This window comes from Streptomyces sp. MUSC 14, from assembly GCF_001866675.1.
In the GTDB taxonomy this organism is placed as follows: domain Bacteria; phylum Actinomycetota; class Actinomycetes; order Streptomycetales; family Streptomycetaceae; genus Streptomyces.
Map to the genome: position 1 here is coordinate 113,691 of NZ_MLYN01000060.1, position 23,125 is coordinate 136,815.

Annotated in this window: 15 protein-coding genes; 6 read left to right on the forward strand and 9 right to left on the reverse strand. The window is 73.3% G+C overall.

All coding sequences use genetic code 11. The features are described 5' to 3' along the window. Positions 1 to 2 precede the first annotated feature (2 nt). Positions 3 to 800: a rhomboid-like protein gene (locus BIV25_RS34690; RefSeq protein WP_071376481.1), complete on the reverse strand. Its 798-nt coding sequence runs from the start codon at positions 798 to 800 to the stop codon at positions 3 to 5. 217 nt (positions 801 to 1,017) lie between these two features. On the opposite strand from BIV25_RS34690, the gene BIV25_RS34695 reads away from it, so the two are divergent. The 4 genes from BIV25_RS34695 to BIV25_RS34710 all read left to right on the forward strand — a co-directional run bounded on the left by BIV25_RS34695 (position 1,018) and on the right by BIV25_RS34710 (position 7,807). Beyond that, a complete protein-coding gene (locus BIV25_RS34695; RefSeq protein ID WP_071376482.1) occupies positions 1,018 to 1,695 on the forward strand; it encodes a spermidine synthase in 678 nt (225 codons plus the stop codon). Between the two features lie 125 nt (positions 1,696 to 1,820). Then, the gene (locus BIV25_RS34700) at positions 1,821 to 2,561 is read left to right on the forward strand and encodes a response regulator transcription factor (RefSeq protein ID WP_071376483.1); all 741 of its coding nucleotides are present in this window, start codon (positions 1,821 to 1,823) and stop codon (positions 2,559 to 2,561) included. Further along, positions 2,558 to 3,682, forward strand: a complete 1,125-nt coding sequence (locus tag BIV25_RS34705) for a cell wall metabolism sensor histidine kinase WalK (RefSeq protein WP_071376484.1) — start codon at positions 2,558 to 2,560, stop codon at positions 3,680 to 3,682. The genes BIV25_RS34700 and BIV25_RS34705 overlap by 4 nt, the downstream gene beginning before the upstream one ends. A gap of 303 nt (positions 3,683 to 3,985) precedes the next feature. Then, complete coding sequence (locus BIV25_RS34710) at positions 3,986 to 7,807, forward strand: multifunctional oxoglutarate decarboxylase/oxoglutarate dehydrogenase thiamine pyrophosphate-binding subunit/dihydrolipoyllysine-residue succinyltransferase subunit (protein WP_071376485.1); 3,822 nt, start codon at positions 3,986 to 3,988, stop codon at positions 7,805 to 7,807. A gap of 65 nt (positions 7,808 to 7,872) precedes the next feature. On the opposite strand, the gene fxsT is transcribed toward BIV25_RS34710, so the two are convergent. The 8 genes from fxsT to BIV25_RS34750 all read right to left on the reverse strand — a co-directional run bounded on the left by fxsT (position 7,873) and on the right by BIV25_RS34750 (position 21,547). Further along, positions 7,873 to 10,881 carry an FxSxx-COOH system tetratricopeptide repeat protein gene (fxsT, locus tag BIV25_RS34715; RefSeq protein WP_071376486.1) on the reverse strand — a complete coding sequence of 1,003 codons (3,009 nt, stop codon included), beginning with the start codon at positions 10,879 to 10,881 and terminating at the stop codon, positions 7,873 to 7,875. A gap of 130 nt (positions 10,882 to 11,011) precedes the next feature. After that, positions 11,012 to 12,433, reverse strand: coding sequence for an HEXXH motif-containing putative peptide modification protein (locus BIV25_RS34720; protein WP_071376574.1), 1,422 nt, complete (start codon positions 12,431 to 12,433; stop codon positions 11,012 to 11,014). Then, the gene (locus BIV25_RS34725) at positions 12,433 to 13,644 is read right to left on the reverse strand and encodes an FxsB family cyclophane-forming radical SAM/SPASM peptide maturase (protein WP_256256651.1); all 1,212 of its coding nucleotides are present in this window, start codon (positions 13,642 to 13,644) and stop codon (positions 12,433 to 12,435) included. Before BIV25_RS34725 ends, BIV25_RS34720 begins: the two co-directional genes overlap by 1 nt. 172 nt (positions 13,645 to 13,816) lie before the next feature. Next, a complete protein-coding gene (gene fxsA, locus BIV25_RS34730; RefSeq protein WP_071376487.1) occupies positions 13,817 to 14,014 on the reverse strand; it encodes an FxSxx-COOH cyclophane-containing RiPP peptide in 198 nt (65 codons plus the stop codon). Positions 14,015 to 14,065: 51 nt separating this feature from the next. Then, positions 14,066 to 17,536 carry an SAV_2336 N-terminal domain-related protein gene (locus tag BIV25_RS34735; RefSeq protein ID WP_107486471.1) on the reverse strand — a complete coding sequence of 1,157 codons (3,471 nt, stop codon included), beginning with the start codon at positions 17,534 to 17,536 and terminating at the stop codon, positions 14,066 to 14,068. Between the two features lie 6 nt (positions 17,537 to 17,542). Continuing rightward, the gene (locus tag BIV25_RS34740) at positions 17,543 to 18,559 is read right to left on the reverse strand and encodes a MoxR family ATPase (protein ID WP_071376488.1); all 1,017 of its coding nucleotides are present in this window, start codon (positions 18,557 to 18,559) and stop codon (positions 17,543 to 17,545) included. Between the two features lie 109 nt (positions 18,560 to 18,668). After that, positions 18,669 to 21,011, reverse strand: a complete 2,343-nt coding sequence (locus BIV25_RS53475; protein WP_071376489.1) for a trypsin-like peptidase domain-containing protein — start codon at positions 21,009 to 21,011, stop codon at positions 18,669 to 18,671. Next, positions 21,008 to 21,547, reverse strand: a complete 540-nt coding sequence (locus BIV25_RS34750) for a CU044_2847 family protein (protein ID WP_071376490.1) — start codon at positions 21,545 to 21,547, stop codon at positions 21,008 to 21,010. The genes BIV25_RS53475 and BIV25_RS34750 overlap by 4 nt, the downstream gene beginning before the upstream one ends. Before the next feature lie 192 nt (positions 21,548 to 21,739). Between BIV25_RS34750 and BIV25_RS34755 the strand changes: the two genes are divergently transcribed. After that, positions 21,740 to 21,919, forward strand: coding sequence for a DUF6104 family protein (locus BIV25_RS34755; RefSeq protein ID WP_003992906.1), 180 nt, complete (start codon positions 21,740 to 21,742; stop codon positions 21,917 to 21,919). Positions 21,920 to 22,129: 210 nt separating this feature from the next. Beyond that, entirely contained in the window at positions 22,130 to 23,125 is a 996-nt protein-coding gene (locus tag BIV25_RS34760; RefSeq protein ID WP_071376491.1) for a DUF4097 family beta strand repeat-containing protein, read from the forward strand.

Sequence of the window (23,125 nt, forward strand, 5' to 3'; positions counted from 1 at the left end):
GGTCAGGCGGAGCGGGCCCAGCGGCGCACGAGGGGCCAGCTCATGACGCCTATCGTCAACGCGATCAGGTGGCCCCAGTCCGTCATCGGGTCCACGAACTCGGCCAGGTCGCTCAGCAGCAGACCGGCGACCACGGTGAGCAAGGGCCAGCGGAACCAGGGGCGGAGCAGTCCGGCCAGGGAACCGATGCTGGCGGCCACACCGAAGCTGATGCCGTAGTCGAGGCGGTGCAGGGAGGTGGCCGGGAGATGGCCCGCCAGGACGGCGAGGCCCACCGGGACCTCGGTGGCGAGCGTGGCGAGGACGTGCCCGGCCAGGAAGACACAGGCCGCGCGCCCTCCCCCTATACGCCGCTCCAGCGCGGTGAGCACCAGCACGAAGGCCGCGCTGTACGGCGAGAGGATCCCGCCCGCGATCCACAGCGCGCTCGTCACGAGCACCACCGCGGGCGACTGCACCAGGTGGGCCACGTCCGTGCTGGAGCCCCGGTAGAGGGCGTTCACCAGGCCGGGGTCGGCGACGGCCGCGAAGGCGGAGGTGACGGCGAGGAGGGCCGCGTAGCCGAAGGTGAAGGGCGTGGCGCCCGGGGTGGGCAGCAGCCGCCACAGCCGGGCGGCCGGAACCGGACGCGGCGCCTGGACGGGTACGGGGGCGGCCGGCGCGGTGCCGCGCTGGCGGGGCATGCCGTCCAGGAGGCCCTCGAACGCGGCGGCCGGCACGACGGCGGCGCCGTCGGACAGGGGCGTGCCCGCCGGGGGCGGGGACGCGGCCGCCGCAGGGCCCGTCGCGGTCCGTTCCACGATGAGGCACTCCTTCCGTCGCGCCCACCATTGAGGCTCGACGGGGCGCATGTCTATGACCGACGCCACGCAGGAGCCGATTCTCAGCAACCTCCTACATTCCGCTCGCGTCCGCACTCCGGCGTACGCCCCTCGGACGGGTACACCGCACCGGGGCCGTGCCACCGCCATCCGCAATTCCCGTGAACGACAGGACACGTTCAAGCAGGATGGGAGCATGACTGCCGCGTGCGACACTCCCGTGGTCCTCGACCGGCGTGACGGCCCGTACGGCGAGGTGGTGCTGCGCAGACACGGCACACTGCTCCAGATCATCGCCAACGGGTGTTTTCTGATGGACACCTCCGACGGCCGCTCGGAGCGGCTGCTGGTCGACGCGGCGTACGACGCGCTGGACGGGCGGCCGGGGCCGGCGCTGCTGATCGGCGGGCTCGGCGTCGGATTCTCGCTCGCACACGCCGCCGCGGACGGGCGCTGGGGACGGATCACCGTGGTGGAGCGCGAACCGGCCGTCGTCGACTGGCACCGGGACGGGCCGCTCGGGCGGCTGTCCGCCGCCGCGCTCGCCGACCCGCGCACCGACGTCGTCCAGGACGATCTCGTTCCTTACGTCCGTGAGACATCGGACACGTTCGACGCCCTGTGCCTGGACATCGACAACGGGCCCGGCTGGACCGTCACGGAGGGCAACGACAGCCTGTACTCTCCCGCCGGACTCGCTTCCTGCGCACGGGTGTTGAACCCCGGCGGGGTGCTCGCCGTGTGGTCGGCCGCACCCTCTCCGGAATTTGAAGGAAGCTTGCGGAATGCCGGATTCCGGCAGGTGCGTACCGAAGAGGTGCCGGTTGCCCGGGGCGTTCCGGACGCCGTGCATCTCGCGGTCCGCCCTGGATAGCGGCGGCCCGGCGGATCCCCGTAATGTGCTGCCCTGACGCGGATCATTCAACGGATCAACCAAGCGTCGAACGCAGACATGGGATCACCCCACTGATTCCGGAAAGCAACAAGCAGGGGCGGGCGATGGAGCAGACACACACCTCCCAGAGCGGCGCGGCGACGAGCACCCCGGGCGCTCAGCGCCGGGTGCTGGTCGTCGAGGACGACCCCACGATCGTCGACGCCATCGCGGCCCGGCTGCGCGCCGAGGGATTTCTCGTGCAGACGGCGGCGGACGGTCCGGCCGCGGTCGACACGGCCGAGGCCTGGCAGCCCGACCTGCTGATCCTCGACATCATGCTGCCGGGCTTCGACGGTCTCGAGGTCTGCCGGCGGGTCCAGGCGCAGCGGCCGGTGCCGGTACTGATGCTGACCGCGCGGGACGACGAGACGGACATGCTCGTCGGTCTCGGCGTCGGCGCGGACGACTACATGACCAAGCCGTTCTCGATGCGCGAGCTGGCGGCACGCGTGCACGTGCTGCTGCGCCGGGTGGAGCGGGCGGCCCTCGCGGCCACCACGCCCCGCTCCGGCATCCTGCGCCTCGGCGAGCTGGAGATCGACCACGCGCAGCGCCGGGTGCGGGTGAAGTCCGAGGACGTCCACCTGACGCCGACCGAGTTCGACCTGCTGGTGTGCCTGGCGAACACCCCGCGCGCGGTGCTCTCCCGGGAGCAGCTGCTGGCCGAGGTGTGGGACTGGGCGGACGCCTCCGGGACCCGCACGGTCGACAGCCACATCAAGGCGCTGCGCCGGAAGATCGGCGCCGAGCGGATCCGTACGGTGCACGGCGTGGGCTACGCCCTGGAGACACCGACGCCATGAGCGACGGCGGGCGCCAGGCCGCACGGAGGAGCCCCGGGAGCCTCGGCGAGGACCCCTGGGGCGGCGTACGCCCGTTCTCGGTGAAGACCAAGCTCGGCGCGCTGGTCGTCATCTCGGTGCTGATCACCACCGGTCTGTCGATGATCGCGGTGCACACCAAGACCGAGCTGCGCTTCATCACGGTCTTCTCGATGATCGCCACACTGCTGATCACGCAGTTCGTGGCGCACTCGCTCACCTCGCCGCTGGACGAGATGAACGCGGTGGCCCGTTCGATCTCGCAGGGCGACTACACCCGCCGGGTCCGCGAGAACCGCCGGGACGAGCTGGGCGACCTGGCCGGGACGATCAACGTCATGGCCGACGAGCTGGAGGCCCAGGACCGCCAGCGCAAGGAGCTGGTCGCGAACGTCTCCCACGAGCTGCGCACGCCCATCGCCGGGCTGCGCGCGGTGCTGGAGAACATCGTCGACGGGGTCACCGAGGCCGACCAGGAGACCATGCGGACGGCCCTGAAGCAGACCGAGCGGCTGGGCCGGCTGGTGGAGACCCTGCTGGACCTGTCCCGGCTGGACAACGGCGTCGTCCCGCTGAAGATGCGCCGCTTCGAGGTGTGGCCGTACCTGTCCGGCGTGCTGAAGGAGGCCAACATGGTGGCCTCGGCGCGGGCGGGCATCGCCTCCGGCTCCGGCAGCCACACGCGCACCGACGTCCACCTCCACCTGGACGTCTCGCCGCCGGAGCTGACCGCGCACGCGGACCCCGAGCGCATCCACCAGGTCGTCGCCAACCTGATCGACAACGCGGTCAAGCACAGCCCGCCGCACGGCCGCGTGACGGTGAAGGCGCGGCGCGGTCCGCAGCCGGAGTCGCTGGAGCTGGAGGTCCTGGACGAGGGCCCCGGAATCCCCCGGTCCGAATGGCACCGGGTGTTCGAGCGCTTCAACCGGGGCGCGGTCACCCGGCCGCACGGCCCGGGCAGCGACGGCGGCACGGGGCTCGGGCTGGCGATCGCCCGCTGGGCGGTGGATCTGCACCGCGGCCGGATCGGTGTGGCCGAATCCGAGCGAGGCTGCCGGATCATCGTCACCCTCCCGGGACTGACTTCCGTCCCAAGTTGACGTAAAGTCCGAACCGGAAGCACAAGATCCACGACGGTCGCCGCCGTTTCGGCGCAGCTGGACACGTGTGATCAGGGGCAGGCCCGCGCCACCCTTCACAGGAAGGCGCGCCGGGCCCGCGTTTGTGCACCCTGTCACATGCGGAACCACGCTTGTTTCCCGCCATATCAAGCCCTGAAACAAGATTTCCGATGTGACTTACGCGACGATGACCTTGCTCGACCTGACCTTCCCGGCCAGGGAGGCGTAGCCTTTATTCCCGCTGTCCATCACCTTGTGAAGCGGAAGAGGGCGGTTGCCGCCGTGTCGCCACAGTCCCCCAGTAACCCGAGCGTCTCCACCGACGACCAAGCCGGGAAGAACCCCGCAGCTGCGTTCGGTCCGAACGAGTGGCTCGTCGACGAGATCTATCAGCAGTACCTCCAGGACCCGAATTCGGTAGACCGCGCCTGGTGGGACTTCTTCGCCGATTACAAGCCGGGGGCACCTGCCACCCCGGCTGCGGCGGGTACTGCGGCCGCGGGGGCCGCAGGGACCACCTCCACGGCCCCGCAGGCCCAGCCCGCGGCCCCGGCCCCCCAGGCCGCCGCCGCGCCGGCGCCCGCCGCCCCGAAGCCCGCCGCGGCCCCTGCCCCGGCGCCGGCTCCCGTGGCGCAGGCCGCCCCGGCCCCGGCCAAGCCGGCGCAGCCCGCACCGGCGCCCGCCGCCGCGAAGCCGGCCGCCGCCAAGCCGGCCCCGGCCGCCGCGGCGCCCGAGGGCCCCGAGCTGGTCACGCTGCGCGGTCCGGCCGCCGCGGTCGCCAAGAACATGAACGCCTCGCTGGAGCTGCCGACGGCCACCTCGGTCCGCGCGGTCCCGGTGAAGCTGCTGTTCGACAACCGCATCGTCATCAACAACCACCTCAAGCGCGCCCGGGGCGGGAAGATCTCCTTCACGCACCTGATCGGCTACGCGATGGTGCAGGCCATCAAGGCCATGCCGGCGATGAACCACGCGTTCGGCGAGAAGGACGGCAAGCCGACCCTCGTCAAGCCGGCGCACGTCAACCTCGGCCTGGCCATCGACCTGGTGAAGCCCAACGGCGACCGCCAGCTCGTCGTGGCCGCCATCAAGAAGGCCGAGACGCTGAACTTCTTCGAGTTCTGGCAGGCCTACGAGGACATCGTCCGCCGCGCCCGCGACGGCAAGCTGACGATGGACGACTTCACCGGTGTCACGGTCTCCCTGACCAACCCCGGCGGCCTCGGCACCGTCCACTCCGTCCCGCGCCTGATGCCCGGCCAGTCCGTGATCATGGGCGTCGGCTCCATGGACTACCCGGCGGAGTTCCAGGGCACCAGCCAGGACACCCTGAACAAGCTCGGCATCTCGAAGGTCATGACGCTCACGTCGACCTACGACCACCGGGTGATCCAGGGCGCCGCCTCCGGCGAGTTCCTGCGCGCCGTCGCGAACCTCCTCCTCGGCGAGAACGGCTTCTACGACGACATCTTCGAGGCCCTGCGCATCCCCTACGAGCCGGTCCGCTGGCTCAAGGACATCGACGCGAGCCACGACGACGACGTCACCAAGGCCGCCCGCGTCTTCGAGCTGATCCACTCCTACCGGGTCCGCGGCCACGTCATGGCCGACACCGACCCGCTGGAGTACAAGCAGCGCAAGCACCCCGACCTGGACATCACCGAGCACGGCCTCACCCTGTGGGACCTGGAGCGCGAGTTCGCCGTCGGCGGCTTCGCCGGCAAGTCGATGATGAAGCTCCGCGACATCCTCGGCGTGCTGCGCGACTCGTACTGCCGCACCACCGGCATCGAGTTCATGCACATCCAGGACCCCAAGCAGCGCAAGTGGATCCAGGACCGCGTGGAGCGCCCGCACTCCAAGATGGAGCGCGAGGAGCAGCTGCGGATCCTGCGCCGCCTGAACGCCGCCGAGGCCTTCGAGACGTTCCTGCAGACCAAGTACGTCGGCCAGAAGCGCTTCTCGCTGGAGGGCGGCGAGTCCGTCATCCCGCTGCTCGACGCGGTCATCGACTCCGCCGCCGAGTCCCGCCTGGACGAGGTCGTCATCGGCATGGCCCACCGCGGCCGGCTGAACGTGCTCGCGAACATCGTCGGCAAGTCGTACGCGCAGATCTTCCGCGAGTTCGAGGGCAACCTCGACCCGAAGTCGATGCACGGCTCCGGCGACGTGAAGTACCACCTGGGCGCCCAGGGCACCTTCACCGGCCTGGACGGCGAGCAGATCACGGTCTCGCTGGCCGCCAACCCGTCCCACCTGGAGACGGTCGACCCGGTCATCGAGGGCATCGCCCGCGCCAAGCAGGACATCATCAACAAGGGCGGCACGGACTTCACGGTCCTGCCGGTCGCCCTGCACGGTGACGCGGCCTTCGCGGGCCAGGGCGTGGTGGCCGAGACCCTGAACATGTCGCAGCTGCGCGGCTACCGCACCGGCGGCACGGTCCACATCGTCATCAACAACCAGGTCGGCTTCACCGCGGCCCCCGAGTCCTCGCGTTCCTCCATGTACGCGACGGACGTGGCCCGCATGATCGAGGCCCCGATCTTCCACGTGAACGGCGACGACCCCGAGGCCGTCGTCCGCGTTGCCCGCCTGGCCTTCGAGTTCCGCCAGGCGTTCAACAAGGACGTCGTCATCGACCTCATCTGCTACCGCCGCCGCGGTCACAACGAGTCGGACAACCCGGCCTTCACCCAGCCGCTGATGTACGACCTGATCGACAAGAAGCGCTCGGTACGCAAGCTCTACACCGAGTCCCTGATCGGTCGCGGCGACATCACCCTGGAAGAGGCCGAGCAGGCCCTGCAGGACTACCAGGGCCAGCTGGAGAAGGTCTTCACCGAGGTCCGCGAGGCCGTCACGTCCCAGCAGGGCACCGAGCCGGCGCCGGACCCGCAGGCGGACTTCCCGGTCGCCGTGAACACCGCGATCTCCTCGGAGGTCGTCAAGCGCATCGCCGAGTCCCAGGTCAACATCCCGGACTCGTTCCACGTCCACCCGCGTCTGCTGCCGCAGCTGCAGCGCCGGGCGACGATGGTCGAGGACGGCACGATCGACTGGGGCATGGGCGAGACGCTGGCCGTGGGCTCCCTGCTCCTTGAGGGCACCCCGGTCCGGCTGTCCGGCCAGGACTCCCAGCGCGGCACCTTCGGCCAGCGGCACGCGGTCCTCATCGACCGCGAGTCGGGCGAGGAGTTCACGCCGCTGATGTACCTCGCCGAGGAGCAGGCGCGCTACAACGTCTACAACTCCCTGCTGTCCGAGTACGCGGTCATGGGCTTCGAGTACGGCTACTCGCTGGCCCGCCCCGACGCGCTCGTGATGTGGGAGGCGCAGTTCGGCGACTTCGTCAACGGCGCCCAGACGGTCGTCGACGAGTACATCTCGGCGGCGGAGCAGAAGTGGGGCCAGACGAGCGGCGTCACGCTGCTCCTCCCCCACGGCTACGAGGGCCAGGGCCCGGACCACTCCTCGGCCCGTGTCGAGCGGTTCCTCCAGCTCTGCGCGCAGAACAACATGACGGTCGCCATGCCGACCCTGCCGTCGAACTACTTCCACCTCCTGCGCTGGCAGGTGCACAACCCGCACCACAAGCCGCTGGTGGTCTTCACCCCGAAGTCGATGCTGCGTCTGAAGGCGGCCGCGTCGAAGACGGAGGAGTTCACGTCGGGTCAGTTCCGTCCCGTCATCGGCGACGCCTCGGTGGACCCGGCCGCGGTCCGCAAGGTCGTCTTCGTGGCCGGCAAGCTGTACTACGACCTGGAGGCCGAGCGGGTCAAGCGCGGCGTCACCGACACGGCGATCATCCGCATCGAGCGGCTGTACCCGCTGCCGGGTGCCGAGCTCCAGGCGGAGGTCAACAAGTACCCGAACGCCGAGAAGTACCTGTGGGCCCAGGAGGAGCCGGCGAACCAGGGTGCCTGGCCGTTCATCGCGCTCAACCTGATCGACCACCTGGACCTGGCGGTCGGCGCGGACGTCCCGCACGGCGAGCGGCTGCGGCGCATCTCGCGTCCGCACGGCTCGTCCCCCGCTGTCGGCTCCGCCAAGCGCCACCAGGCGGAGCAGGAGCAGCTGGTGCGTGAGGTCTTCGAGGCGTAGGCCTTGCGACAGGGGCCCGGTACCGAGTTCGTACTCGGTACCGGGCCCTTCGCGTTGCGGGACGCTCAGCTCGCCTGCGGTTCGAAGTCCCAGTACGGGCGGTTGCGGGAGCGGGCCGAGATGGTGTGGGTGTGCTGGGGGCCCAGTGTGGCCGCGAGGTCGGAGAGGGCCTCCTGCTCGACCTTCTCGGCCTGCTGACGGTCCCGCAGGGCGCGCAGGTCGGCCGCGTGGGCGATCCGGGCTGACAGGGTCAGGGGGTGGGTGCGGCCCAGGGTCTCGGCCGCCCGGGCGATCGTGGCCCGGCTGAGGTCGGCGGCGGCTTCCGCGTCCCCGACGAGGTTGCGCAGGGCCGAGGCGTTGATGGCGCAGCCGAGGGTGTGCGGGTGGCTCTCGCCGAGCGCCGCGGTCAGCCCGGCCAGCGCTTCCTCGGCGACCGCGTACGCGTGCTCCCGTTCGCCGACGCTGCGCAGGATCAGGGCGTGGTTGGCGCGGGCTCCGATGACGAAGGGGTGGCCTTCGGGGAGCAGCAGCTCGTAGCGGGCGATGACGGATTCGCTGGCCTCGCGGGCCTGGTCGATGTCGCCGTGCTCCCGGGCGAAGCAGCTCTGGCTGACGGCCGCGGCCAGGGTCAGCACATGGGTGTCGCCCAGCTTGCGCTCGTAGCCTTCGAGCACGCGCGCAAGGAGCGTGCCCGCCGACGCCCGGTCGCCGCCGCGCAGTTGGCACATGGCCAGGTTGTGCTCGGCGCGCAGGGTGTCCTGGTTGTCCCGGCCCATGACCATCCGGTACTCGCGCACGTTCTTCGCCTGGGCGGACTCCGCCTCGGCGTAACGGCCGAGCAGCCGCAGGTCGGTCGCGTACGACACCTCGGAGAAGAGGGTCCACGGATGGCGGCCCTTCAGCAGCAGGCGCCGGGCCTCCAGCGTGCGCTGGTCGATGCCCCGCGCCTCCTCGTAGCGGCCCATCAGGCGCACGGTGTAGCCGATGTTGTTCAGGGCGTTGAGGGTGCGCGAGTCCTGGTCCCCGAGCAGCTCGCGGTAGGCCGCGTAGAGCCACTGGGACATCTCCAGCGCCTCGTCGTAGCGGCCGAGTTCGCGCAGGTCGGCGGCGAGTCCGCCGGCCATGCGCAGATGGTCCAGGTCGCTTTCGCCCTTCTCCTCGCGCAGGTGCTCCACCGCCGCCCGCTCCAGGGCCTCCGTCTCCTGGAACCGCCCGGCGGAGCGCAGCAGGTTCGCGTAGTGGTAGGTGACCTCCCAGACCCGGGGGTGGGACTCGCCCAGCAGCCGCCGCCAGGTGCGCAGGGCGCGGGCGCCGAGGTTGACGCCGGAGGTGTACTCGCCCGCGAACCACATGTAGCGCAGGCAGTTCAGCACGAGCGTCTGGACCTTGCGGTCCTTGCTCTGCAGGACGTCGGCGTACTTCAGGTGCGGCACGATCTCCGCGTACGCGTCCCAGTTACGGGTGTCCGTGGGACGGCCGGGATCGGCCTCGGCCAGGGCGCGGCGGACCACGTCGATGAACTCGCCCCGGTCCGACTCGGGCATGTCCTTGTGCACGATCTGGTGGACCATGCGGTGCAGGTAGACCGACTCGCCCGTGGCGGCCGTCTCGTCCAGGGCCCCCTCGTGGGACTCCAGGCGCACGACCGAGTACTGGCGGAGCTGGTTGACCGCCTTGTTCCACAGCAGGGGGTCGTCGAGGAGACCGGCGAGCTGTTCGGGCAGGTCGTCGTGGGACATCTCCTTCAGCAGCCGGACGGGGATGAACCCGGGGGCGAAGAAGGTGCACAGCCGCAGCAGGTCGACGGACTCGGGGACGGTCTCGCGGAGTTTGTTCAGCAGTATCGACCACGCGGTCTGGAAGGCGAGCGGGAAGTCCGCGGACACCTTGACCACGTCCTGGTCGATGCCGCCCTCCAGCAGGCCGATGTACTCCTCGACGGACAGGTCGGAGTCGTTGAGCCAGCCCGCCGTCTGGTCGAGCAGCAGCGGCAGGTCCTCCAGTGCCTCCGCCAGCTGGTCGGCGTCCGTCTCGGTCAGCCGGGGCGCGCGGCGCCGGATGAAGGCCACGGACTCGTCGCGGGCGTAGACGGGCACTTCGAGGAGCTTGCTGTTGTGCTCGCTCCACTCGGGGTTGCGAGAGGTGATGATCACGTGGCCGGGGCCGGTCGGGACCAGGTCCCAGATCTGCTCGGGCTCGTCGGCGCCGTCGAGGATGAGCAGCCAGCGGGAGTACGGCTCGCCGCGGCGCAGGGAGTCCCGGACGGCGCGGAGCCGCTCGCCGTACTCGGGGCCGGTGGACAGGCCCAGCTGGGGGGCGAGTTCGGCGAGCAGGCGGCGGTAGCTGACCCGTTTCTCGGAGCCGACCCACCACACGACGTCGTACTCGGAGCCGAAACGGTACGCGTACTCGACGGCCAGCTGGGTCTTGCCCACGCCGGACATGCCGTGCAGGGTGAGGACGCCGGCGCCGGGCTCGCTGTTCCGGAGCAGGTGGTAGGCGTCGTTCAGGAGCGGCTCGCGGCCGGTGAAGCGGGTGTTGCGGCGCGGCACACCGCCCCAGACGTCGGGCATCGAGGCGGGAAAGCGCGGGGCCTGGCGGGTGACCTCCCCGGTGACCCGGGTGTCGAGCGGCACGTCCATCCGGTCCAGCAGCCGTCGTTCGGCCTCTTCCGCGCCCATGTTGGTCAGGTCGACCGGGGCGAGGACGGCGGTGGCGGAGGGCACGGTGGTGTTGGTGACGGACACCGCGGCGAACCGCTCCGGGTCGGGCGCGACGACCTCGCGCAGGGCCTCGTTCCACTCCTCGTGGGTGCGCGGGCCGAGCTGGAAGTACCACTCGCTGACCAGGATCAGGGTGCGGCCGCCGGCCAGCGTGAGGTCGCGCAGCAGGCCGGTGAGGGACTGGTCCGGCGGGGCGTCCCAGCGCAGGTACACCACGCGCAGACCGCGCCGCTCCAGCCTGTCCCCGATCCACGCCGCCCAGGGCCGGTTGAACCCGGCGAAGCTGATCGCGACGGTCTGCCTCGCGGCTCCCTTCCCGGTCGACCGGACCGGTGTACGAGCTTCAGACATGCAGCGGCCTCCAGCGCGTAGTACCTGAAATCGTAGAACCTCGGCGCGGCTCTGGGGAGTCCGGCGACTGCGGCAGCGCCGTGCCTGGGCCCGACGATCTTCCCGCAGTGGCGCGTGCGACGTCAGCCATTCACCAATTCGGTGGCGGGGGCGCCGGAGGCTGCCGCTGCCGCCACAGGGTGCGTACGGCCTTGACGTACGCCTGGGCGCGTGCCGTGTACCCCCGGGGTGCCGGACGCGCGGCGAGCCGTTCGTGGACGGCGGCCATGGCGTCGACGAAGGACCGGCCGGCCGGTGTCAGGTCGGGCGAGCCGACGAGCGCGGGCAGGGCGGCGCCGACCTGGGCGTGGTAGCGGGCGTGTTCGGCCCATGCGGCCGCTCCCCGGGCGGGGTCCGCGAGCGCCCGCCGCTGGAAGAAGTCCGCCATGGCAAGGTGGGAGTAGGCGCCCTGGAGGAGGCCGTCGTACGGCCGCGGGTCGGGGCGCCAGGGGGCGAAGTAGCGGGCCTCGGGGCCGGCCCGGTGCAGTTCCACCAGCTCGCTGAGCGCGGCGAGTTTGGTGTGCTGCACCTCGTGCACGAGGGTCGCGGCGAAGGCCACCGGGGTCGCGGGCGTGCTGCTGAGGAGCGCGCCGAACGCCTCGCGCCGGGTCGCGCTGGAGCTGCCGCGGCCGGCGGCGCCGGGGGGCGGTTCCAGCGGGACCAGGCAGCGCAGCAGGGCCAGCGTCTCGGTGAGCCGGTGCTCGCCCGCGCCGCGCAGTACGGCGGCCGTGCCGGACCAGGCCTGCAGCCAGCGTTTGCGTTCGGCGTCGTCGGGGGGCATGGGCCCGCTGAGCGCGTACTGGTCGGGCTCGCGGGGCGGGACGCGGTAGGGGTCGAGGTCGTCCAGCGGCATGGGGGCGGCGCCGGGCACGAGGCCGGGCAGGGCGTGGGCCGGAAGCCAGGCGGGGGTCGCGGACCAGGCGCCGGTGAGGTGCTCCGGACACACGGTGACCTCGGGCGCGTCCGGCCGGCGCAGGGTCAACCGGCCGTCGGTGTATCGGACTTGGAGCCGTACGTCGTCCCGCTCGGGCATGCGCAGGGCACCGAGGGAGGGCAGGGTGAGCGCGCCGTCGCGGGCGGTGAGCTCGGTGGTGAAGGGCAGCCCGGCGCGGGCCGCGGCGGCCACGGCGACCGCGCTGAAGTGGGCCAGGTCCCGCAGGAGCACGGTGCGGTCCCGGGCCGTGGGACGGCCGTCGCGGGGGTGCAGCCCGGTCAGGACGCGCCGGGCCCAGGGGCCCAGCAGCGGATGGGTGAGGCGGGCTCGCGCCGGGGAGTGCGCACCGCCGCCGGCCGCCCGGTCCGCGGCCGTCAGCAGCGCCCAGTCCTCGCGCAGCCGGCGTTTCGCCGGAGCGGGGCAGACGGCGGGGTCGGCGGCCTCGGCGGCGTCGAGCACGGCACGGAGCATGAGCAGCCGTCGGGTGTCCTGGTCGCGGACGAGCAGTGCGAGGGTGTCCGGGCCGCCCTCGGTGCGGCTCAGCTCGGCAAGTGCCCGGTCCGGGACCGCCGGAGGTATCACGGGGTGCCCCCTTCGAATGACGCCGGAACCACCGGGCGGGTACTGCGGGTACGCCCGGTGCTCCGGGCGCCCCCGGCCAGCCGGCCGGCCACGTGCTGGATGAAGTGCTGGAGGTCCGCGCAGTACACGGACGGGTTCCGGAAGCCGTGGCCGGCCCGGTAGCGGTGGGCGTAGTGGCCGCCGCCGCACACCGTGAGCAGCGGACAGGCCCGGCAGCGGTCGGCCAGGGCGGCCGGGCCGGCCTGCCGGGCGGCGATGCCGGGGTGGGCGAGCGCCCGGTCGAAGCCGTGCCGGAAGACGTCCAGTCCGGTCGCGGCGGCGCCCTCGTACGCCGACTTCAGCGAGTCGACCTGCTCGATCGAGCCGTCCGTCTCGACCACGACGGCGTCGAAGGGCTGGAGCCCGAGCGACTCGGTGGCGGCCGGCAGGCCGAGCAGCAGCGCCAGGCACTCCTCGAAGAGCCGCACCCGCGTCTCGCGCCGGCCGGCCGACCACCAGCGGTCGAAGACCCGGCACAGCCACGCGCCGTACCGCGCCTCGCCCCCGTGCGGCGGCGGCGCCGACCAGTTGGCGTGCGGCAGCAGCAGGTCCAGCGCGGGCGGGCCGAGTGCGAGCAGCGACTCGTAGGTGTCGACCGGGTCGCTCGTGGGGTCGACCACGGTGAGGACGCCGGCGTACGACCGCGGGAAGTGCTCGGCGACCAGCCGGGCACCGCGTGCCGCGGCGGGCCAGGAGGGCCGGCCGGCGTGGTCGACGCGCCGGGCGTTGTGCGCGGGCCGGCCGCCGTCGAGGCTGATGCCGACGCGGATGCCGTGCCGGGCTAGGACGGTCATGCGCGCGTGGGTCAGCAGGGTGGCGTTGGTCTGCACGGTCGCCTGCACCGCGCAGCCGGCCGGGACGCGGGCGCGGACGTCGTCGGTGAAGCGGGCGAGCGTGTCCGCGCCGGCCAGCAGGGGCTCTCCGCCGTGCAGGACGAGCGAGACGGTGCTCAGGGCGTGGGCGCGCGCGTGCTCGGCGACACGGTCGGCGGTGCGGGCCAGGACCTCGGCCGGGGCGGCGGCCGGGCGGGTGCGCCAGGTGTGGTCGGGGCCCTCGTACAGGTAGCAGTACCGGCAGGCGAGGTTGCAGCGGCCGTGCACCTTGACGATGAACTGCCGGAAGGGGCGGGGGGTTCGGGCCACGGGCGCGCCGGCGGTGTTTTCGGACACTCCAGCACCCCCATGCCGTACGCCCCGCCGGCTGCGATACGAGCGCGGGCCACGGCTCTCTCCGCCCGTATGGACGCGCATTCCCGGCCAATGGCCGGGCGCAAACCCCCGACGGCCGAAGTTGGCTTCTTCTGCGCCTGGTTGACCGGGATGCGGAGGCGGCCACCGGGAATCAGAGGCAGTTGGTGAAGCCCCAGAGCATCTCGCTCGGCCGCTCCGCCCGCTCCCGCAGGCCCGCCAGCACCTCCTTCAGGACGGGATGCTCGACGGTGCGCAGCTCCTCCAGGTCCAGCGCCAGCAGGTCCGGCAGCGGCAGGTCCGGCACCGGCCCTGCGTCCTCCGGCGGGGGTTTCTCGTCCCGTGCGCCCATCCCCGTTCCCCTCTCCCTCTCCGGCCCGCCGGCGTCTTCGCGCCGGTGAGCTCATTCCAGCTCGGCCAGCCGCTCCGCCGTGTCCGCCGCCGTCGGTCCGCCCGTGCCGAGGCTGGGGTCGGGCAGCCTCGACCACTCGGCGCGCGCCGCCCGGTAGGCCTCGCGGGCCGCGCGGGGGCGGGCGGCCGCCTCGTAGGACATACCCCGCCAGTGGTGCGCCTGCGCACCCAGCTCCACCGCGTCCAGCCGCCGGCGTTCGGTTTCGGCCTCCTCCTCGGCGTCCCGCGCGGATTCGGCAGCCGCACGGAAGGCGTCCACCGCGTCGTCCAGACGGGTGGGCCGGCCGAGGCTGCGGTAGGCCTCGTACTGCGTCTGCCCCAGCTCCAGCCGGCAGCGGGCGGCCAGCAGCCCATCGGCCGCGTCCGCCGCGGCCAGGCCGAAGAGGTGCTCCGCCTCCCGCAGGTCCACCCGGTCGCCGCGCAGCTGGTAGCGCAGGATCAGTGCGCGGCCCAGCATCAGCAGCCGGTACGCCGTGTGCCGGCTGCCCGTGGGCGTCTCCGTACGGCAGTCCCGCAGCACGCGGATCGCCTGGGACAACGGCTCCCACGCGCGGGCCGCGCTCTCCGCGCCAGCGCGGCGCAACAGCGCCTCGCCCCACTCGGCGAGGACGTCGGAGTGGCCGGCCGCGTCCCTCGGCAGGCCCGCGGCCGCCAGGGCGAACGCGTCGGCGGCGTCCCGCAGTTCGCGCAGGTCCCCCGACTCGGTGTAGCGGGCGATCCGGACGCGTCCGGCGCGCACGTGCAGGAGGGAGCGCAGGCCGCGGCTGCTGGTGCCGGCCAGCGCCTCCTCGACGTGGTCCTGGGCCTCGGCCAGGTCCCCGCCCGACGTCAGCAGGGCGTCGACCAGGTCGAGGCGGGTCCGGACGCGCTCCCGGGCCCGGTCGGCGCCGCCCGGGCTCTCCTGCGCCGCCTCGGCCGTCAGCGCGTCGCGCAGGGATCCGCAGGCCTGCTCGGCATAGCCGCGGGCCTGCTCGGGGTCGGTCGTGGCGGCCGCGAGGCGCAACAGCAACCGGCCGTGGGCGAGCGGCAGTTCGGGCGGGCGGTCCCGGCGGTCGGGCCAGATGTCGGCGAACGCCTCCAGCATGCCGACCGCCCCCTGGAGCAGCGCGCTGTCGTCGCCGCCGAGGTGCCACTGCGTCTCCAGCGCACCGACCCGCTCCAGGGTGAGCCGCAGCGCCTCCTTCGGGTCCAGTCCGGGCGCGGCGCAGGCCACCGCGTACTCCCGGTCGGCGCGGCGCAGCAGGCCCAGGGCGCCGTGCTGGTCACCGCGGCGCCTGCGGTCGGTGGCGGCGGCGCGCAGCACCCGGGCCAGCGCCGCCCTCTCGCGCAGCGCGTGCGGGTGCGCCACGGCCTGCTCGGCGGCCGTCTCGGCCTCCCGCAGCAGCTCGGCCCCGCCCTGCACCTCCCACAGCCGCAGTGTGGCGTAGGCGTACTCCGCCCACAGCTCGGGGTCGGCCCCGGCCGGACGCTCGTGCCCGGTGGCGCCGCGCAGCAGCTGTACGGCGTCGATGGCGTCCTGCACCATGCCCTCGGCGTCGAACCGGGCGAGCAGGGTGCGGGCCCGGACCACCGCCGGATGCGTCGGCCGTCCCCCGGGCGTCTCGCCCCGGAACGGTTCGGGCAGCGGCATGAACCGCTCCAGCACCCGGGCCGCGACCTCGGCGAAGGGCTGCGGGACCAGCGTCGCGTCGCCGTTGTCGCCGTCCTGGCCGGAGGGGTAGCCGGTGCCGGGCGCGTAGGCGGGCAGCGGGTGCGCGGCGGGCACCGGAAGCCGCTCGGGCGAGGCGTCGGACACGGTGTCGGCCGCGCCGGCGAGCTGGGCGAGGGCCAGGGCCGGGAAGTTGGCGCGGCCCTTGCCGAAGTGCTGCTCGATGTACTCGGAACAGTGCTTGAGGACTAAAACGGCCTCGTCCCGGCCGAGCGTCGACAGCAGCGCCTCGCGCACGTCGGGGTCCATCTCGTACCACTGGACGGCGTCCGGCCCGTACTCCTCCTCGGCGCGCCGGACGAGGCCGCCGAGCAGTACCTCCGCGAGTTCGGCCGGGCCGGAGCCGGGCAGCATGGTGCGCTGCACCAGCTGCATCACCGGCAGGCACAGCGGGGCGGCCGCCAGGTATACGGCGAGCCGGCCGGCGGTCGGGGAGGCCGCGGCCCTGAACCTGCTGACCCGCTCCACCGAGGTCGGCGTGCGCGTGGTGCGCGCCCTCGGTGTGGGCGGCTGGTCCGGACGCACCCAGCCCACCGCGCCCGGCACCGGTCCGGTGCCGGGCCCGGACAGCAGCCGGGCCCAGGCGCCGAGGGCGACCGGCTCGGGCGGCAGCACCGGTACGGGCAGCACGCCCGGCGGCGGGACCACGGGGGCGCCGGCGTGGGTGCGCACGTGCAGACTCGTGCCGCCCAGGGTGTCGCCGCGGGTCAGTTCGCCGTACGTCACGGGCAGCAGGGTGCGGTTCCACAGGCGCTGCGGGAGCGGCTGGAGCACGGCGACGGGGGCGAGGCGGGCGAGGTGGTGCAGCAGCCGGTGCGCCCGGCCGGTGCGCCAGAGCGGGCCCGCGCAGTCGCTGACCAGCACGGTGATCCGGCGGCCGGTGGGGTCGCTCAGCCGCTCCACGGTGTGCAGCGGGGCCGCGTGGGCGTCCGCGCTGCGGCTGACCGCGGCCTCGCCGTCCGGGCCGGTGTGCAGATGGCTGACCTGGATGTCCCCGAAGGCGCCCAACTGGGCGAACGCCTGGTGGAGTTCGGCGAACATCCGGTCCCACACCCGCATCGAGGGCGCCGCGTCCAGCACCAGCTGGAGCCGGGCGTCCCGCCGGATCACCGCGCGGTGCACGGGCAGGATCAGACCGCCCGCGCGGGCGCTCAGCTCGGCGGTGGCCGTCTCGTCCAACCGGGTGCGCAACGCCGGCGCGGCACTGCGGTAGGCCTGCAACGGCCGCAGGGCGCGCTGGAGTTCGAGGAGGGAGGGCAGCACCGGGGCGGCGGGCACGCCGATCGGCAGTGCCTGGATCCGCCCGTTCGCGCGGGTGCCCGGGGCGCCGTCCTGCGGCAACGGATACAGCGTCACACGCCGGTCGGGAACCGGGACGTCCGCCTCCGGCTCCACCCACCGGGCGGGTTGCGCGGCATCCTGCTCGGCCTGTCCCCCGCCGCCGGGTCCGGTCCCTGCCTCGCCCGGCCCCGTTCCCGTACCCGCGACCGAAGAGCCCTGCTCCCCGCCGACGGCACCCACCGCCCCGTCGTCCTCGCCCTCCGCCCCGGTCCAGCGCGCCAGCCACAGCGCGTCGCTCAGCTCCTCGGCATCGGGATCCATCCCGATCTCCCGCAACCGGCGGACGAGTTCGGCCAGCAGCCCGCCACCACCGCCGTCTGCGCCGTCAGGCGGTCCGGAGCCGGGGGCGGATGCGTCGGGTCGGCCGGAGGGGTCCGGCGGGAACGGGCCGTGGCGTGCCGCTTCGTCGGGCATCGGCGCTCACCTCGAACGGTCGAGTCGCTGGATGAGCAGATCGGCGAGGCGCTCGCGGCTCGGCGGGGCGGCGGCCGCGGTGAGATGGATCGCGTTCAACAGCTGGTCGGCGGCGAGGAGTTCACTGCGGGAACGCTCCAGGAAACGGGCGATCAGGTCGTCGCCCGCCCGCGCGGCCTCGTCCCCGAGGTGGGCGCGGACGAAGGTGGCGAGCCGGTTGTGGTCGGGCCGGTCCAGCTCCAGATGGATGCACCGGCGCATCAGCGGCGCCGGGAAGTCGCGCTCGCCGTTGCTGGTGAGGACCACGAACGGGAAGGCTCGGCAGCGCACCCGGCCGTCGCGCACCCGGACCTTGACGCCGTCGGCGGTGAGCACCTCGGCCTCGCCGCCGGGCAGCCGGTCGGCGATGCGCTGGAGCTCGGGTATCTCGAACTCGCCCTCCTCCAGCACGTTCAGCAGGTCGTTCGGGAGGTCGATGTCGCTCTTGTCCAGCTCGTCGATGAGCAGCACGCGCGGAGTGTCCGAGGCCAGCAGGGCGGTGCCGAGCGGCCCGAGCCGGATGTAGCTGCCGATGGCCTCCACGGCTCCGGGGCTGCCCGCCGCCGCGCCGTAGCCCCCCTGCGCCGCGATCTGGACGTCCTGGAGACGGGCGATGGCGTCGTAGTGGTACAGCCCGTCCTGGAGCGCGGTGCGGCTGACGATGGACCAGCGCAGCACCTCGCCCAGCCCCAGCTCGTACGCCACCGAATGGGCCAGGGTGCTCTTCCCCGCACCGGGGCTGCCGGTGACGAGCAACGGGCGGCGCAGATACAACGCCGCGTTGATCATCTCCAGCTCCTCCGCGCCGGGCCGGTGCAGTTCGGCCAGGTGCCGGTGCGCGCCGAGCCTGCGGTCCTGGGAGCTGTCGCCGTCCGCGTCCCGGCCGGAGAAGTCCCGCCAGGGCGGTGGCGGCGGCAGCCTGCTCATCCCGTCGTGCGGTTCCCCGGCGCCTCGGTAGATGAGCCACTCACTGGATTCGGTCATGTCCAATCCTCGTCGTCACTCGTCCGCCACCGCAGCCGTCGAACGTGCATCACGTTATCGACCCTCAGGACGCCTGGTAAGAGGAACCGGAGGGAACGCGCGCGCTGCGTCACGGCGCCTCCAGCAGATCTCCGGTTCCGGGCAGGGGGCTGTGCGGGTCGTCGTACAACAGTGCTATCCCATGGGCCCAGTAGGCCTCCGTGAGCCCCGCGTGGACCTGGCGGCGCAGTCCGTGCACCACCCCGGGCAGCAGGGCCACCCCGACGCCGTCGTCGACGACCGTCTTGGCACCCCGGTGGAACTCGCCGCACACGGACTCGGGTTGCCACCGCCTGCGACGCCACACCGCCACCCCGAAGCCTGCGTCCAGGATCCGGCCGAGCGAGGCGGGGTCGCTCGCGTAGCGCTGGTCGCCCAGGCGGCAGAGCACCGGGACGTCGTGCGGCGCGAGGCCGCGCAGCGCCGGGGTGTCCGGTACGGGCCTGCGCACTCCGTCGTCGCAGTCGAGCACCTCGGCCCGCGCCTGACGGGTGTGCAGCCGGTGCCAGCGGTCGCGGCGTTCGCCGTCCCCGTCGTCGTACGGCTCCCAGGCCGCCGCCGGCCGGGCGCCGGGGCTCTGCGCCCCCTCGTCGGGCAGCTGGTCACGGTCCGAGCAGCGCATGAGCACCGGCCGCTCGACGCCCACCGGGACGCCGTCCGGCCGCAGCCGCCAGTCGTCCACCGGCGTGTCCAGGAGCCGGTGGGGCAGGGCCACGTACAGGGGGGCGGGCCGTCCGGGCTCGTCGCACTGCCGGAAGGCCTCGGTGAGCACGGCGGCCGCCCGGTCGCCGAGGTCGGCCAGCGCGGTGCGCTGGGTCTCGTGCAGCAGCGTCGTCCCGCCGTCCACGTCCGCGACGCAGACCGACCAGTCGCAGCGGTCGGGCTCCCAGCCCCGGCACAGCACCACCAGCAGCACGGACGGCCCGGGCGGCGCGAGCGGCGGATGCGGCGCGGGGCGCTCCGGCACCCGGCCGGGATCGTCGTCGGCCCGCTCGTGCCCGGCCCGCTCCCGCCCGAGCAACTCCTCGCGCTGCTGGGTGAGTTCGGTGCGATAGCCGCTGTCGAGTCCCGTCGACGCGTGCCACACCCACTCCCACAGGGCGCGCTCGGCGGCGAGCACGCTGCGCGTGCGGTCACGGTCGGCCAGCAGGATCCGCATCGCGTAGCCGATGACGAGCCTGCGCGCCTCGTCCTGCCGCGCGTGTTCGTACAGCACGCCGAGGCCGTCCCGCCAGCCGCGCGGCGCGGGCACCAGGGAGGGCAGCCGGAAGCCGGGCAGCGAACCGAGGATGCCGAGCAGACCGCGGGTGCTGACCGGCGGCGGCAGATCGGCCAGCCGCCCGAGCAGCTCCCCTCGCTCGTGCGGACTGAGCGCACGCCCGGGGCGCGCGCCGAGCTCACCCTGGATGTCGGCCCAGGTGGGCGCCGTCGAGTCGGAGGGCTGCTGACGGTCGCGGTGATAGCGGTCGTGGGCGTGGAAGACGGCCTGGTAGAGGTCGGCGTGTTCGGTGGGGCCGGTGCGGGTGGGACCGGTGTGAGGGGCGGTGTCCGTGTGGCGGACGGGGCCAGGGGGGACGGCACCCCGATGGGTGCCGCCGGGAGGGGCGTCGCGGGGAGCGGCGAGGCTCGGGGCGGCGCGGCCCGGGAAGGTGCCGTTGGCGTCGCCGCCGTTCCACTCGGCGCTGTGATGGTGGCTGCCGTTCCCCTCGGCGCCGTCGTGCCGGGCGTCGCTCCGGTGGAGGGTGCGCAGCTGCTCGACGCCGATGGACGTGCCCCCCGCGCCGTGGTCCGCGCGGGACTTGAGGACCCCGACCACCTCACCGCGCACGGGGTCGATCACCGGCCCGCCGGAGACGCCGGGCGGCAGGTCGTTCTGCCCGAGCCGTACCTGCTCCTCCGGCGACCAGGCGCTGATCGTCCCCTGGACCGAGAGGTACCCGTCGAGGATCTCCAGCCGGCCGCGGGCGCCCGTCCAGCCCGCGTAGTACACCCTGGTCCCGCCGAAGTGCGGGTTGGGCCGCTCGGAGACGTACACGCACGCGTGGCCGACGGGCTCGCGGAGCCGGACCAGCGCGAGATCCGGGGCGGTCCAGCTGCCGGGGAGGAGTCGGCCGGCGTGCTCCGGCAGCGTCGCCGCCACCTGCCCGGGTACCGCGCACGGGTCGTCGTAGGGGCTGGTCCGGTACACCACGACGACCTCGCCCCCCTCCTCGGCGTGAACCACGTGTGCGCAGGTCAGAACCCAGTTCGGCGCGACGAAGAAGCCGCTGCCGAGGAAGCTGCCGGGCTCGTCGTGGGCATACCCGGCACCCGCGTGATGAATGCGCACCGTCGCCGCGAGAACGAGTTCACGCAGCGCAAGCCGGGCAGCATCGAAGCCGTCCGGTGCGCCCCCGTCGTACCCCTGCGTCATGCCGTGCCCCCGACGCCGCCGTCCCCGACGCCCCCGTGCCCCCGAGCGCCGGTGGACGCGCCGGTACCGGAGGCCGGGCCGGGGGTCCGCGGGGGCGGGGGCGCGCCGTCGGGGCCGTGGACCGGCCGGGTGGCGGAAACGTCCCCGGACGACGGGTCCGGCGGGCCGTCCCCGTGCCAGGTCAGGGTGACCGTGATGGCCGCCTTGGCCTCGCCGTCCGCGAGCAGGCCCACCACCTTTCCGGCCTTCGCGGTCAGCTCGATGCCGAACTCGACGCTCACCTCGTCCGGCCGCACCGCCCGCAACGGGCCGGACAGCGACCGCGCGACCCCGGTGATCAGCGACTGGAGGCTCTCGACGCTCGCCTCCACCCGCTCGGCGAACCCGGTGTCCGTGTACGACAGTCCCCCCGACGGGTCTCCCCCTGGCGGAGCGGCAAGCTCCTCGGCCCCGGAGATCCGGGCCCACACCGGCGTGCCGTCCGGCAGCTGGATCCGCGCTACCCGCGTCGACTCCGGCGACTGTGCGTTCCTCATGCTCCCCCGTCCCCTCGCCCCGTTCCGCCCCGCGCGGACCGCTCGCCCGCCGGGGCCGGCGGCTGCCTATCATTTTCCTGTTCTCGCCAGACTCCTCAGGCGGAAGAGCGGCATCTTCCACCTCTCACAGGTTGAGGGTTCTTCCCGCCCGGGAGCGGCCCTATCCCTGCACTGAACGACGGAGCGGCATCCATGTACTTCACCGACCGAGGCATCGAAGAACTGGAGAAGCGGCGCGGCGAGGAAGAGGTCACCTTCGAGTGGCTCGCCGAGCAGCTGCGCACGTTCGTCGACCTGAACCCCGACTTCGAGGTACCGGTGGAACGCCTCGCGACCTGGCTGGCCCGCCTGGACGACGAGGACGACGAATAGTCCCGGTTCCCGGCGGTACGACAGCGGCCCCCGGCGGGGCGGTGCGGCGACCCGGCCGTACCGCGACCGCCGGGGGCCGCGTCCGCGAGGCCCACGAAAGGGTGTCTTGACTTTCCGCGACCGCGATATATCGTGAATAGGGAAGACGCGATATGGCGTGTCGCGAGCGTGTCGCCGCGCTTCGTCCCGCCGTGCCCGAGGAGGCCCCCCATGCCCGAATGGTCCGTGACAGAGCCCCAGAAGCTGACCTTCGACTCACGCGTGAGCGATCTCCGGGTCCGCCTCGTCAGCGGAACGGTGAACGTGGTGGGCACGGAAGAAGGTTCCGCCCGCCTCGAAGTCTCGGAGATCAAGGGCCCGCCCCTCGTGGTCACCGAGGAGGGCGGCCGGCTGACGGTGGCCTACGAGGACCTGCCCTGGAAGGGCTTCCTCAAGTGGCTCGACCGCAAGGGCTGGCGCCGCAGCGCCGTCGTCTCCCTCGCGGTCCCGGCGGACACACGCGTGGAGGTCGGCGTCGTCGACGCCGAGGCGATCGTCTCCGGCATCCAGGGCCCCGCCGCGGTCAAGGGCGTGACCGGTGACACGACCCTGGTCGCCCTCTCCGGCCCGGTCCACGCGGACACCGTGTCGGGCAACCTGGAGGCCCAGGCGGTCACCGGCGACCTGCGGTTCAACTCGGTCTCGGGCGACCTGACGGTGGTCGAGGGCTCCGGCCGCTCCGTCCACGCCGACTCGGTCAGCGGATCCATGATCATCGACCTGGACCCGGACGGCCCGACGGAGGTCAGCCTCACCAGCGTCTCCGGCGAGATCGCCATCCGCCTGCCGCACCCGGCGGACGCCGAGGTGGAGGCGAACACCGCGAGCGGCACCATCTCCAACGCCTTCGACGGACTGCGGGTGCACGGCGCGTGGGGCGCCCACAAGATCACCGGCCGGCTCGGCGCGGGCACCGGCCGGCTCCGGGCCACCACGGTCTCCGGCTCCATCGCCCTGCTGCGCCGGCCACCGCGCGAGGACGAGGAGCGCACCCCGTGGGAGTCGGAGCCTCCACGGACCCCGGGCGCCGCCCCCGCCGCGGACTCCCCGGCCGCCGCAGGGGAGAATTCCGTCTCCGGCCAGGACGCGGAGGCGGCCGACGCCACCGGCGGTTCCGACACCTCCGACGCCCCGGCCGACGGTACGACCGACAAGAAGGTGCTCTGA